The organism is Oleiphilus messinensis, assembly GCF_002162375.1.
Taxonomy (GTDB): domain Bacteria; phylum Pseudomonadota; class Gammaproteobacteria; order Pseudomonadales; family Oleiphilaceae; genus Oleiphilus; species Oleiphilus messinensis.
Genome location: NZ_CP021425.1, coordinates 6,365,580 through 6,379,281 on the forward strand (window position 1 = coordinate 6,365,580; position 13,702 = coordinate 6,379,281).

General features: G+C 43.4%; 15 protein-coding genes. All 15 read right to left on the minus strand.

Translation table 11 applies throughout. The features are described from left to right. Positions 1-7: 7 nt before the first annotated feature. The 15 genes from OLMES_RS27775 to rpmH all read right to left on the minus strand — a co-directional run bounded on the left by OLMES_RS27775 (position 8) and on the right by rpmH (position 12,628). Positions 8-544 (minus strand): F0F1 ATP synthase subunit delta, encoded by a 537-nt coding sequence (locus OLMES_RS27775; RefSeq protein WP_087464255.1) that lies wholly within the window; start codon positions 542-544, stop codon positions 8-10. A gap of 12 nt (positions 545-556) precedes the next feature. Further along, positions 557-1,027 (minus strand): F0F1 ATP synthase subunit B, encoded by a 471-nt coding sequence (locus tag OLMES_RS27780; RefSeq protein WP_087464256.1) that lies wholly within the window; start codon positions 1,025-1,027, stop codon positions 557-559. A gap of 48 nt (positions 1,028-1,075) precedes the next feature. Continuing rightward, positions 1,076-1,333, minus strand: coding sequence for a F0F1 ATP synthase subunit C (gene atpE, locus OLMES_RS27785; RefSeq protein ID WP_087464257.1), 258 nt, complete (start codon positions 1,331-1,333; stop codon positions 1,076-1,078). A gap of 54 nt (positions 1,334-1,387) precedes the next feature. After that, a complete protein-coding gene (gene atpB / locus OLMES_RS27790; RefSeq protein WP_087464258.1) occupies positions 1,388-2,218 on the minus strand; it encodes a F0F1 ATP synthase subunit A in 831 nt (276 codons plus the stop codon). 16 nt (positions 2,219-2,234) lie between these two features. Beyond that, a complete protein-coding gene (locus tag OLMES_RS27795; RefSeq protein ID WP_087464259.1) occupies positions 2,235-2,624 on the minus strand; it encodes a F0F1 ATP synthase subunit I in 390 nt (129 codons plus the stop codon). A 320-nt stretch (positions 2,625-2,944) separates the two neighbouring features. Next, positions 2,945-3,814: a ParB/RepB/Spo0J family partition protein gene (locus OLMES_RS27800; RefSeq protein WP_087464260.1), complete on the minus strand. Its 870-nt coding sequence runs from the start codon at positions 3,812-3,814 to the stop codon at positions 2,945-2,947. A 140-nt stretch (positions 3,815-3,954) separates the two neighbouring features. Then, positions 3,955-4,752 carry a ParA family protein gene (locus OLMES_RS27805; protein ID WP_087464261.1) on the minus strand — a complete coding sequence of 266 codons (798 nt, stop codon included), beginning with the start codon at positions 4,750-4,752 and terminating at the stop codon, positions 3,955-3,957. A gap of 12 nt (positions 4,753-4,764) precedes the next feature. After that, complete coding sequence (gene rsmG / locus OLMES_RS27810; protein WP_232465228.1) at positions 4,765-5,418, minus strand: 16S rRNA (guanine(527)-N(7))-methyltransferase RsmG; 654 nt, start codon at positions 5,416-5,418, stop codon at positions 4,765-4,767. A gap of 70 nt (positions 5,419-5,488) precedes the next feature. Continuing rightward, positions 5,489-7,375 (minus strand): tRNA uridine-5-carboxymethylaminomethyl(34) synthesis enzyme MnmG, encoded by a 1,887-nt coding sequence (mnmG, locus tag OLMES_RS27815; protein ID WP_087464262.1) that lies wholly within the window; start codon positions 7,373-7,375, stop codon positions 5,489-5,491. 488 nt (positions 7,376-7,863) lie between these two features. Beyond that, positions 7,864-8,670, minus strand: a complete 807-nt coding sequence (locus OLMES_RS27820) for an oxygen-binding di-iron domain-containing protein (RefSeq protein ID WP_087464263.1) — start codon at positions 8,668-8,670, stop codon at positions 7,864-7,866. Between the two features lie 70 nt (positions 8,671-8,740). Then, complete coding sequence (gene mnmE, locus OLMES_RS27825; protein ID WP_087464264.1) at positions 8,741-10,108, minus strand: tRNA uridine-5-carboxymethylaminomethyl(34) synthesis GTPase MnmE; 1,368 nt, start codon at positions 10,106-10,108, stop codon at positions 8,741-8,743. A 15-nt stretch (positions 10,109-10,123) separates the two neighbouring features. Next, a complete protein-coding gene (gene yidC, locus OLMES_RS27830) occupies positions 10,124-11,812 on the minus strand; it encodes a membrane protein insertase YidC (protein ID WP_087464265.1) in 1,689 nt (562 codons plus the stop codon). A gap of 13 nt (positions 11,813-11,825) precedes the next feature. Continuing rightward, positions 11,826-12,083: a membrane protein insertion efficiency factor YidD gene (gene yidD, locus OLMES_RS27835; RefSeq protein ID WP_087464266.1), complete on the minus strand. Its 258-nt coding sequence runs from the start codon at positions 12,081-12,083 to the stop codon at positions 11,826-11,828. Between the two features lie 27 nt (positions 12,084-12,110). After that, on the minus strand, positions 12,111-12,479 hold the full coding sequence (rnpA, locus tag OLMES_RS27840) for a ribonuclease P protein component (protein WP_087464267.1): 369 nt from the start codon (positions 12,477-12,479) through the stop codon (positions 12,111-12,113). Positions 12,480-12,493: 14 nt separating this feature from the next. Beyond that, positions 12,494-12,628, minus strand: a complete 135-nt coding sequence (gene rpmH, locus OLMES_RS27845; RefSeq protein ID WP_087464268.1) for a 50S ribosomal protein L34 — start codon at positions 12,626-12,628, stop codon at positions 12,494-12,496. Between the last annotated feature and the right edge of the window lie 1,074 nt (positions 12,629-13,702).

The following is a 13,702-nucleotide window of genomic DNA, read 5'->3' on the forward strand; positions in this document are numbered from 1 at the left end:
TAAATCTTTAGGAACCTATAGCCTCGGCCAGTTTTGCAAGCTTACCGCGCACGGATGCGTCTATAACAAGGTCGCCAGCCCGGATTACTGCTCCACCTAATAATGTGCGATTGACAGATGAACTAATGTTCACTTTTCGCGCAAGTTTGGTAGACAGGGCTTTGGCAAGCGCTTTCTCTTGATCACTACTCAAATCAAATGCCGACTCGATAGAGACATCGACAGACTGTTCCTGCAATGCTTTCAATTGCTCGAACAGGCTTGAAATCTGAGGAATCAAAGTTAAACGCTTGTTTTCTGCCAGGACGCGTACCAAGTTTTGTCCTTGCTCGGATAACTTACCTTCACACACATCTGCAAATGCGTTGGCTTTCTGCTCATTGGTTAACGAAGGGTTATCTAATACATCCTTCATTGTCACATCTTGAGCCACTTGAGACGCGAACGCCAACATTGCTGACCAGTCAGCAAGTTGATCGGCGCTCAATGCAGCCTGAAATGCCGCTTTCGCGTAAGGCCGGGCTATCGTAGATAATTCTGCCATAGCAAACCTCTTTTAGAATTCCGCCGCGAGTTTATTTAACATGCCGGCGTGAGCTTTCTCATCAATAGAGGTTTCCAGAATTTTTTCGGCACCAGCAAGCGCAATTTTCGAAATCTCGGCACGCAAAGCTTCCTTAGCTCGATTGCTTTCCTGCTCAATCTCCGCTTTTGCCGCAGCCAGAAGACGATCGCCTTCAGCTCGAGCCTGATCCTTAGCTTCTTCGACAATTTGATTGGAACGCTTGTTTGCTTGTTCGATCAATTCCGCTGCCTGCTGTTTTGCTTCCCGCAATTCTTTAGCAGCTTTTTCCTGGGCCAATTCAAGATCGCGTGACGCACGGTCTGCAGCGTCAAGTCCATCTGCAATTTTCTTTTGTCGCTCACGCAGTGCTTCCATTACTGGAGGCCATACGTATTTCATACAGAAAACGACAAAGATGAAAAATGAGATCGCTTGACCAATCATTGTTAAGTTGATATTCACGTCAACACCTCTCGCCTTTCTTTAATGTTCGTAATTTCAGTGCCCTGATTAACCTGCAACTTGGCTTACGAACGGATTAGCGAAAGTGAAGAACAATGCGATACCAACACCGATCATGGTTACCGCATCCAACAGACCAGCAACGATGAACATTTTAACCTGTAACATAGGTACCATTTCTGGTTGACGAGCAGCACCTTCCAGGAACTTACCACCCAACAGACCAAAACCGATAGCAGTACCCAAAGCACCCAGACCGATCAAAAGAGCAACGGCAATCGCGGTTAAACCAACTACAGTTTCCATTTTCACTCCAATTTTTAAGTTAAGTTAATGTTTAAAGGATTGGTTAAAAAATTCTTAATGATCTTCGTGAGCCATACTGAGATACACGATGGTCAGCATCATGAAGATGAATGCCTGCAACGTGATAACCAGAATATGGAAGATTGCCCAGGGCACAGATAACGCCCACTGCAGACCAAAAGGCAACAGTGCAATCAGAATGAAGATCAGCTCACCTGCGTACAAGTTACCGAACAAACGCAAAGCCAGTGAGATGGGTTTGGCAATCAGTCCCACAAATTCCAATAGGAAGTTGAACGGGATCATCCACTTGCCGAAAGGTTGCAAGGTCAATTCACCAACAAACCCGCTAACACCTTTCACTTTGATACTGTAGTAAATAATCAGGGCAAAGACAGAGAGCGACATGCCCAGAGTTGCATTAACGTCGGTGGTGGGTACCACTTTAAAGTACGCATGATCATCACCTACGATGATCTGGAACAAGCGAGGAAGCCAGTCCACAGGGACCAGATCCATTAAATTCATTAAAAAGATCCAGCAGAAGATCGTAAGAGATAAAGGTGCTATGACCTTATTTTTGCCGTGGAATGTTTCCTTGACACTGTTATCAACAAACTCAACCATGATCTCGACAAAGTTTTGAAGTCCACCGGGAACTCCATGTGTCGCTTTAGTGGCTGCTTTTTTGAATAACCAAAGGAACAATACGCCGAGTGCGATAGACCAACCGAGTGTGTCTACGTGTATGGCCCAGAATCCCATTTCGGCTGCTTCTTTTGGCGTATGGGCGAACATCCAACCGTGAACGGGATGATTTCCAAACGTCAAATTCTGCAAGTGGTGCTGTATATATGATGATGCAGTAAGGGTTTCGCCTGCCATGTTAAGCTCTCAAACTCTATTTCTGCTGCGATTTCCGACCCAACACCCAAGGTGTGAGCCAATTCGTCATTAAACTGATGAAAAATGTTAAAAAAAGCGCGAATACATCAAGAGGCTTGACCAATACAAACACCATAGTAAATGCTACAGCGGTTAATATCAGTTTGACGGCTTCTCCCGTGTAGAACGCTTTTACGATCTGTTGCGCAGCCCGGGCACCATTATGAGCGAATGCTTTGAATGCAAAGTAGGCATTGGGAATGACAAAAATACATCCTCCCAAAACAGCGGAGTAAAACGACACTTCACCCCGAAATCCAAATGCGAGACTAACGACTGCCACAACAATAACCTGGACAATAATTACTCTTTCAATTGGCGGACGTCTTATGTGACTCACCTGCATGTTCACAAACTCACCTTCGTGTTTACAAACGATACCGTGGTTCGCCCCAACGTCTTATCTATTTGCTTTCCCCCGCCCTGATCAAGTACACAGATTTAATCTCCGCAACTTCAGGCGGGAAGGATTATAGTGATAATAGCGTAGGCATTCAACTGGATTCGCTGATTTACCAGGAAAAATATGACTAAATTTCAGACGAATGGCCCACTTTATGCGTAGTGGGATGAAGTAACACTTACAATTTGTGTTACCTCTAAATAGGATCATCAACATGTAGTACAGAACCTGTTTGAAACAGGTGTTTGAATTTCCTTATAACATTATTTTATATGCGCTAAAATTCCGTCCAGTTCATCAAGACTATTGTATTGAATAACCACTTTACCTTTGCCTTGTGTACCGTGGCTGATTGCGACCTGGGCACCAATTCGCTCAGCCAGATCCCGCTCCAACCGGGTTATATCAGGATCTACCACAACCGGGGTCTTAACCTCTTCTTTTTTCTGCTGGAGTTTACGAACAAGGGCTTCTGTTTGACGTACAGAAAGTGACCGGGCAATGACCACTTTAGCCGCTGCCAACTGTTCGGCTTCAGACAAACCAAGCAATGCTTTGCCATGCCCCATTTCAATATCACCATGCTCAAGCATGATACGTACTTCAGGGTGCAAACCGATTAAACGCAATAAATTGGTGATCGTAGTTCGGGATTTCCCCACCGCTTCTGCGACTTGTTGTTGGGTCAAACCAAACTCATTCTGCAAGCGCTGCAATGCCATTGCTTCTTCAATTGGATTCAGGTTTTCCCGCTGAATATTCTCAATGAGGGCCATAGCAATGGCAGCTTCATCGTTAATTTCCCGAATAATCGCAGGGATTTTATCCATACCCGCTAATTGAGTTGCTCTCCAGCGCCGCTCACCCGCAACGATCTCATACCGACCTTCTGTAATCGGACGAACTACAATGGGTTGCATAACGCCTTGTTGCTTGATTGACTCTGCCAGTTCTTCAAGAGCTGTTGGATCCATATCCCGGCGGGGCTGATATTGCCCGCGCTGAATGAGCTCAACCGGTAAATCCCGAAGCTCTTTGTCCTGAATGCTCTTTTCTTCGGAAATCGAGGCTTGAGAGTTTTTCAATAAAGCTCCCAACCCCTTACCACCTAAGCCTTTAGTTTTTTTAACCATGGGGGATCCATTTGACATGTAGCGTATTGAACCTTTTTATCGTAAGAAACCGACTTAACCCACTCGACCTTGTGGTTCAGAAAATCAGGATACTCGGCGTAAGTCTTTGAATTATGATGCTGCACTGCAGTCGCAGCGCATCACGCTGGTTCTGCAGCTTTCGAACTGTTGCGGATTTTGGCTTTTCGTACGATTTCACCTGCCACAGCGAGGTAGGCTACAGCACCACGGGATGACTTATCGTATTTCAGTGCGGGTAATCCATGACTGGGCGCTTCAGCCAAGCGAACATTTCGGGGAACAACCGAGCCGTAAAGCTTATCCTCGAAGTACTCTTTCAGCTGTGCGGATACATCAAGGGTTAAACTGTTACGCGGGTCGTACATCGTCCGTAACAGACCCTCCACTTCTAACCCGGGATTGACCGTTTCTCGAATTTGTTCGATCGTGCTCATTAATGCCGCCAGACCTTCCAGTGCATAATATTCACACTGCATCGGTATCAGCACACTATCTGCTGCAGATAACGCATTTACCGTTAACATGTTCAATGATGGAGGACAATCGATAAGCACAAAGTCATAGCGATCCCGAATACTGTTTAATGCCAGTCGCAAACGATGTTCCCGGCCGATTTCACTCATTAGCTCAACTTCAGCGGCGGTCACATCACCATTCGATGGTAATACATCAATATCAGCATTCTCGGAATGGACGATGACTTCGTCGATTTCCTTCTTTTTGGTCAACACTTCATAAACGGTATGCTCGACCTCATACTTGTCAATACCGCATCCCATGGTCGCATTACCCTGAGGATCCAGATCAACAAGTAACACCTTGCGTCTCATTGCAGCCAAAGACGCGGAGATATTTACACAACTGGTGGTTTTTCCAACCCCGCCTTTCTGGTTAGTCACTGCCATTATTCTGGCCATTGAGTAACTCCCTCAATCTGATAATGTGCCAATGATAAGCAAATGGCGTTCAGCTTCACAGTCTGGAAGCATTAGTTTTTCGGTTTTTTTTACTTCGTATCCATCGGGCAGAGCTTCCAGTTCCTGACTCGGAAATATACCTTTCATTGCCAGAAAAACCCCGTTATCACCGGGTAAATGTGCACACCAGTTCACCATGTTCTCAATTGCAGAGAAAGCGCGGGATAAAACCAGGTCAAACGGTTTATCCGGATGAAATTCATCAACTCGGGAATGGATAATTTCGATGTTCTGAAGATCCAGATCGAGTTTACATTGTGTCAGGAATCTCGTTTTTTTACTGTTACTATCCAACAGCGTAAAAGCACGATCCGGATACATGATAGCCATAGGTATGCCGGGTAACCCCGGCCCAGTACCCACATCAATAATTCGCTGTCCAGTAATGTAGGGCGTCAACGTCAGACTATCCAGCAGATGTTTGCTAACCATTTCGGACGGATTTCGAATTGCGGTCAAATTGTACGCTTTATTCCACTTGACCAGTAACTCAAGATAATCAAGTAACTGATCCTGTTGACCGGGCAGTAATTCAAGCTGCAGATACTTCACCCCAGCCTCAAGTTGCTTTGCCAGCAGTTCCCGATCTATCAAAGCCATGTTCATTAGTTTAACTGTTTTCCTTTAAATTACGATCCGTATATGAAGCTTATCGATTCCGAAACGCATATCGAGATCAAGCTGATACCTTGGTCAGCATAGAGCGTTTTTTCAACTGGATAATTAACAACGAAACCGCTGCTGGCGTCATTCCCTGTATGCGGGATGCCTGGGCAATCGTTGCGGGTTTTACCTGCACCAGTTTTTGTTGCAGTTCGTTTGAGAGGCCGGAAATTGAACAATAATCGAAATCATCCGGCAACGCTGTGTTTTCATAACGTTGCAGGCGCTCGATTTCTTCTTGCTGGCGTGAAATATACCCTTCATATTTCACCTGAATTTCCAATTGTTCTGCAACTTGTCGATTTTCGATCACGGTATCAGTAATCGATTCAATTCGCTCGATCGTTAACTCAGGCCGACGTAATAAATCGGCCAGACAGTATTCTCGATTCAACGGACGCTCAAGAAATTGATTTGCTTTTCGAGCTTCAGCACTGTCAGGCTGGATCCAGGTTGAATTGAGGCGCTGACGCTGCTGTTCAATAGCCTCCCGTTTCTCGCAAAACGCCTGCCAGCGATCATCATCAACAAGCCCCAATTCTCGGCCTTTTTCGGTAAGCCGTAAATCGGCATTATCTTCACGCAGCAGCAGGCGATATTCCGCGCGACTGGTAAACATCCGATAGGGTTCTTTAGTCCCCAACGTAATCAAATCATCAACCAAAACCCCCAGGTAAGCCTGGTCTCGAGTTGGCCACCAGGGATCTTTTTCCTGAGCTCGAAGTGCTGCGTTTACACCAGCCAATAAACCTTGTGCACCCGCTTCTTCGTAGCCAGTGGTACCATTGATTTGCCCGGCAAAATACAGGTTGTGGATAAATTTGTTTTCAAGTGAATGCGTCAATTCCTGAGGATTAAAGTAATCATATTCAATCGCATATCCCGGGCGTGTAATGTGAGCATTTTCGAACCCTCGAATTGATCTCACCGCGGCGATTTGAATATCGAACGGTAACGATGTCGAAATTCCGTTCGGATAAAGCTCATGGGTCGTTAAGCCTTCCGGTTCGACAAAAATCTGGTGCGAGTCCTTGTCGGAAAAGCGGTTTATTTTATCTTCAATAGACGGACAATATCGGGGCCCAACACCTTCAATCTTCCCCGTAAACATGGGTGAGCGATCAAATCCACTGCGAATAATATCATGTGTTTGTTCATTGGTTTTCGTGATGTAGCAGGAAATCTGCTGCGGATGATCTTCAAGACGACCCATGTATGACATCACTGGTACAGGCGTATCTCCGGGCTGTTCTTCCATAACCGAAAAATCAACACTTCGTGCATCAATACGGGGTGGCGTACCTGTTTTCAGGCGATCAACCTGAAACGGAAGCTCCCGCAAACGTTGTGCCAGTGCAATGGAAGGCGCATCACCGGCACGACCACCGGACGAATTTTGCATCCCGATGTGAATAACACCACCGAGAAATGTTCCCGTCGTCAAAACCACCGTTTGAGCATGAAAACGAACCCCCATGTTCGTCACAACCCCTTTGACAGTCTCCCCCTCGACCATGATGTCATCTGCGGCTTGTTGAAACAAATCGAGGTTAGGCTGATTTTCAAGGATACTTCGAACGACCTGTTTGTACAGCAATCGATCCGCTTGAGCACGAGTTGCACGAACCGCAGGCCCTTTGCGCGAATTTAATACTCGAAATTGAATCCCCCCCCGATCCGTAGCCAGCGCCATTGCACCACCCAAGGCATCAATCTCTTTCACCAAATGGCTTTTGCCAATACCACCAATCGCCGGATTACATGACATTTGGCCCAAAGTCTCTATATTGTGGGTCAAAAGCAGGGTGCTACATCCCATTCGAGCAGCAGCTAATGCGGCTTCTGTGCCCGCATGTCCACCACCAATCACAATGACATCATAACGCTTTGGATAATCCACTATTGAACCCTCTTTACATGTAACCCGTAACTTGCATATAACCCATAGATCGCTCGAATACGCTTCGGCCGCGCGCATTATACTGTATTGATTCAGAGATTATCAGTATCACTTGGTTATATTTTAACCTTTTTAACGTAACTACTTTCGAACTCGAATCGAAACCCGTGCAAATGAGTTATCAACAACGCATAAAATTTCCAATCTGACAAGGCTATTTTTTACTCATATTGGCTATAAAACAGGTTATTATCATTTTAATCAGTAGCTTATATACGCTTTCTGCAACGTTTATTAAGTAACTTATCCACAACATTCAGAAGCAAAACGCGAGACTGAAAACATGTCAATATATTGTTTTTATTTAAATTTTTTTTTGAATTTAGAATAAAAAAACAGTTGACAAAAAAGATATCCACAGTTTTGAATAATTTATTGACTGTGTAAAACTGGGAGCGCTGATAACCGGTTCATTTGGGGATAAGTTTTTAGCGGGGAATACGAAAATTTGCAGCACTCATCAAATCAATGCCACATTTCAATTGGGAAACCCAATCTAAAAATGCCTTTATCATCGTTTTTCCCTTAAAATACTTACCATGTTGCGGCACAATCATTTCAACATCCAATTGACGTACCATCTCCACCCAAAGCCGTGTTATTTTTTGGGAACCCATATAGCGCCGATGAAAACCTGCCATGTTCTGTATATGCTGTTCAAAATCACTGACTTCCAGCTCTCCATCAGCCCCCATTGAGGCGCCGATATCACCGGAAAACAAAATTTTGCTGACCGGATCATAAAATTGGATATTCCCGACCGAATGTAAAAAGTGTGCAGGCAGACAAATAATTTCGGTAGCACCAAATGGAACACGCATCCCTTCGTCCGGTACAGCGATGATGCGATCAAAAACGGCACCCGCCAGAGTTTTATTGACATATTCTGAGGCTAAATGTGGTAAAAAGCGTGCCCAAAGTCGCGGAGTAATGACACTACACTGAGTGTGTAATAACCATTTGTCTAATGACGAAATAATATCGGGGTCTTGGTGTGAAGCAAAAATATAGCGTAGCGCTTTTAAATCATAATCTCTGGCTAATTCAATCGTAAGCGCGTTATAGGTTAAGTCTCCACCCGGGTCGATTAGCGCAAAATCATCACCGTCAGCAATTAAAAATTGATTGGACTGAACCCCTTCTCCTTCAACCAAATCACTGAAAAGCAAGCATCGATGCTGATTTTCATTAAATAGTTCAGTAGGCCTTACTGTAAATACTTGGGCTGCCTTCATAGCATGACCTCAGCCGGATGATATTTGAGCAGTATAGACCAAAGAATCTGAACAACAACGGATTGAAAAATTACTTGCCGATACAAAAACTGGAAAAGATGTGATCCAGAAGATCATCCGAACTAAAGGTTCCGGTTATTTCACCCAAGTGTTGTTGGGCATTGCGAAGATCTTCAGCAACCAACTCACCCGCTCCAAAACCTAACAGTTGATCCTTCGCATTTTGCAATGCCGATAATGTTTCCTCCAAGGCAGTTAAGTGCCTTCTTCGAGCAGTAAAGCTGCCTTCAGTCGAGGCGTTGTAACCCATACATTGCTTCAAATGCTCACGCAGAACATCAATACCTTGAAGCTGTTTGGCTGAAATATTAATTACGGGGTGCTCGCCAGTCATATCCAGTCCGGGATCTACCCCCAATTGATCAATTTTATTGCGAATAATGGACACTTTGCTTAAATCAGGCAGCTCAGCGGCGATTTCTGGCCAAATGGAATCCATATCCATTGTTTGGGATTGAGCGCCATCAACAACAAGTAACACCCGGTCAGCATCATTGATTTCACGAATTGCGCGTTCAATTCCAATCTGTTCGACTTCATCCGGGCTTTCACGTAATCCGGCAGTATCGATAATATGCAAAGGCATGCCATCAATCAGAATATGTTCACGCAAAACATCCCGAGTCGTGCCCTCGACAGACGTCACGATAGCCGACTCTTTTTCAGCCAGTGCATTCAAAAGGCTCGACTTTCCTGCATTAGGCCGACCAGCAATCACAACATTCATACCATCCCGCAGTATTGCACCTTGATTAGCCTTTTTTTGCACTGCTCTGACCTGATCAATCAACTGCTCAAGGTCATGTTGAACCTTACCATCTGCGAGAAAATCAATTTCTTCCTCTGGAAAATCAATTGCAGCTTCCACATACATGCGCAGATGAATCATTTCATCCAGTAGTTTATTCACTTCCTGGGAAAAACCACCTTGCAAAGATCGAAGTGCACACTGCGCGGCTTGAACTGATTCTGAATCAATCAAATCCGCGATTGCTTCAGCCTGAACCAAATCAATTTTGTCGTTTAAAAACGCCCGTTCGGAAAATTCCCCGGGACGCGCGAGTCGCGCCCCAAGCTCGACAGTTCGTTGCAATAACATATCCATCACAACTGTACCGCCATGACCCTGTAACTCAAAAACATCTTCACCGGTGAAAGAATGCGGGCCCGCAAAATACAGAGCAATACCCTCGTCTATTTTTTCACCAAGTCGATTAAGAAATGGGCCAAAATGAGCATAACGCCGCTTAGGCGGGAAACCCAAAATTTTTTCGGCAATGGTAAAAGCCTTTGCACCAGACACCCGCACAATGCCCACACCGGCTTTTCCCGGTGCGGTAGCAATGGCAGAAATCGTATCCTGTTCAATGGATTTCATTCAGGTTTGATTCCGTTAAACTTTTTTGGCATCGGCACCTTCAATCTGGCGCGTGATATACCACTGCTGAGCAATCGACAGAATATTGTTCACCAACCAGTAAAGTACAAGACCTGAAGGGAACCAGAGGAAAAATACCGTGAAAATTATCGGCATCATCTTCATGACACGGGCTTGAACCGGATCCGGTGGTGTTGGGTTAAGATGCATTTGAATAAACATCGTTGCCCCCATCAGAATCGGTAACAGGAAATACGGATCTTTTTGCGACAGATCCACAATCCAGAACGCAAATGGAGCATGCCGTAATTGCACACTTTCCATCAAAACCCAGTACAACGCGATAAACACTGGCATTTGCACCAAAATCGGTAAACAACCACCCAACGGATTGATTTTTTCTTTACGATAGAGCTCCATCATGGCTTGCGACATTTTTTGTCGATCATCGCCGTATTGCTCTTTCATACGTTGCAGTTGTGGTGCAACTTTACGCATACCTGCCATCGATCGATAACTGGTTGCAGACAGATGGAAAAACAATGCTTTTACAATCACTGTAACCAGAATGATTGCTACACCCCAGTTACCGACGAATCCATGCAATAACTCAAGTAACAAAAATAGTGGATAAGCAATGAAAAACAGAATGCCGTAATCAACAGTTAAATCAAGATTATTCGCTGCGCTTTCCAATTGGTCCAATAATTTAGGTCCAATAAACGCATTTGCAGTTATTTGTGCAGTTTCACCCGGTTGAACAACAGTAACCGGGCTGATAAAGCCCATCAGATGATTACCGGATTTAACTTTACTTTGATACGTGTGAGTAATTTCGTTATTTGGAATCCAGGCACTGATAAAATAGTGCTGAATAAATGCTACCCAACCACCTTGAACCGTCTGATTGATCGGTTTTTCTTTGAGGTCATCAAAAGAATACTTTTCATAAGGTTCATTTGGTGTAGAAAGCACCATACCTAAAAAGGATTGCATTCCCATACTGTTTTGTTGAGAGGGATCTGCAGACTGATCACGTACGATTTTTGCCGAAAAATTGCCTTCCCAAACTTCAGAAGAATTATTTTCAATGATGTAGTCGACTTTGATCAGATAGCTTCCACGGGTCATTGTGAATCGTTTAGTCACTTTGACTCGATTAGGGCTGTTGAAAACAAGATCAATTTTCAATTCATCTTCGTTTTCGTGTAATACAAATTCGTTTTGCGTTGTTTGATAGAGTGGCATTGGGCCATTTCGACTGGAATCAAAACCATTTTTACCAAACAAACCACTTTCTAAAACATAACGGCGCGCAGCATTATTTTGTAAAAGTGATAGTGCTGTATCTGAATTAAGTGTTTCGTTATAACCAGGTAACAACGCCTGGACAATATTGCCTCCACGGGGATCAATTATAAGATCCAAAACATCAGTTTTGATTTCAATTAAAGTTGTGGATTGTGAATTGGCAATCGAAGACTCGCCAACGGTAGGCTCATTTCTCTGTTCAGGTGGTTCAAATTCATCGCTCCCAACAGTTTCAGGTGAAGGGTTGGATGGTAAAGCGAGTGACTCGGGTTGCTGAACTTGAGTGGGAGTCTGTGTAACTTGCGGCTGTCCATAGTCTTCATTCCAGGCCAAAACCATCAGGTAAGAAACAATGGCAAGCCCAATGAAAATTATTCCTCTCTGTAAATCCATAGTTTTTCGCCAATTAGTGAGAATGATCTTTGTGATTACAAGAACAGCGTCGTTCAACCGGTGGAGGAACTGGATCTAAACCGCCGTCCGAAAATGGGTGACAACGTGATAGCCGTTTAATTGCGAGAAAACTGCCTCGGATGGCACCATGTTGTTGGATTGCTTGGAATGCGTAGGCGGAACAAGTGGGATAATATCTGCAGTGACTGCCCATCAATGGACTGATGCAGTATTGATAAAACTTGATGATGGCAAGAAACAAACTGCGCATGTTTGTAATCGTTCTACCAGAAATAGGTCAGTTTGCGTGTTCTTGATGTCGTTTAATCAATTTTTTCCAAAGTCGATCGGATTCTTTGTTAAACGTGGTCAAATCCACATCATTCACGCCTTTTCGCGCCAGTATGACAATATCAACTGCCGGTAATCTTGAACAATTCAAACGAAAGGATTCTCTGAATAATCGTTTGAGCTTGTTTCGACGCACTGCAAGCTTAATGTTTTTTTTTGAAAAAACAAAGCCAATGCGCGGATGATCAAGAGAATTGGACACAGTTAAGAGCAGAAAATGTTGATTTCCGGCTTTAATCTGAACATTGTCAAATACTCTACGAAAGTCCTCAGCATTCAACAGGCGTGATTGCCGAGGAAACTCGTAAGAAGTCATAAAACGGTTCCGTATTAAGCGGAAAGAGATTTACGACCTTTTGCTCTACGGGCATTGATAATTTTACGACCATTGGCAGTTGCCATTCTCGCACGAAAACCGTGTGCACGCTTACGCTTTAATACGCTTGGTTGAAAGGTTCTTTTCATAACTCGTTCTCACCTGACTGATTCGATCAGTATAGAAAATATACTAAAAATGGGAGCGAGATTTTAGAGAAAAATAGATTGGATTTCAATCTATATATTTTAAGGGATTTTAATTCTTGTGAATGCTTATAAATAGATTTTAGGGTTTTTATGTTTTAAGGATTGTTGATGTTGTTATTATTTAAGGCAGTGCTTTTTCGTGGAAAAGTCAAAAAAATACATAAATTACAATCGATTACCAGTTTAATAAGTAGGCGCGTAAAGTCTGTATGGGCATAGGAGTTTCCTGTGAAATACCTTGGCTCGAATTGTGGAAAACTTTGTCCATCGGGATACCAATAAGTTTTCCACAGGGTGATGAACAAGGTTATGAATAACTTATCCACATGACGGAATTTTAAAAAAATGAATTATTTTTTTAACTGAATTTGTTAACAATGTTGTGATTAAGTTCTTAAAATATTGTTTATAAAAGATAAAGATATTCACAGGTGGTTTAATAAACAATTTATAAGGGGTGGAATGAACTTTAAATTGGGATTAGAATTTCACGCAGTCATTGGGGAATACGCTGTTATCGTATTGAATTGGGCTTAAGTTGATCGATTTTTAGATGGTGGTCTGTGTATAAGTGATCAAATGATCGGTTTACATCACAAGTTCACATTAGTGATAAAAAAAGTGATAACAAATTAGCTCGTTGAAAAGTCGAAATATGCGTGTTTAGTGAAAATTGCTTGTTTACATCAACTACATCGCAATTATGTGCATGGTGCATATTTACGGTGGTGAATAGATCGTCAGCGTTCATCGACAAACGGGTTAATCCACTATCGTCACTCTATTGCTTGGCCGAATGATGATTTTTGGGTGGACGCGAATTAGATTTACCGTTCTGATGAGTTTCTTTTGACAGTTGACTAATTTCCTGACCAATTGTTCAGGAATACGTCGTCATGGTTAGAATACGGGCAGTATTGATGATTCCGGTTACGAACCGGTTTTTTTATATCTGGAACCCTTTCCGGCTGGTATTAAAGTTTGATCCACAAGTAAAACTTAACAATATGATGT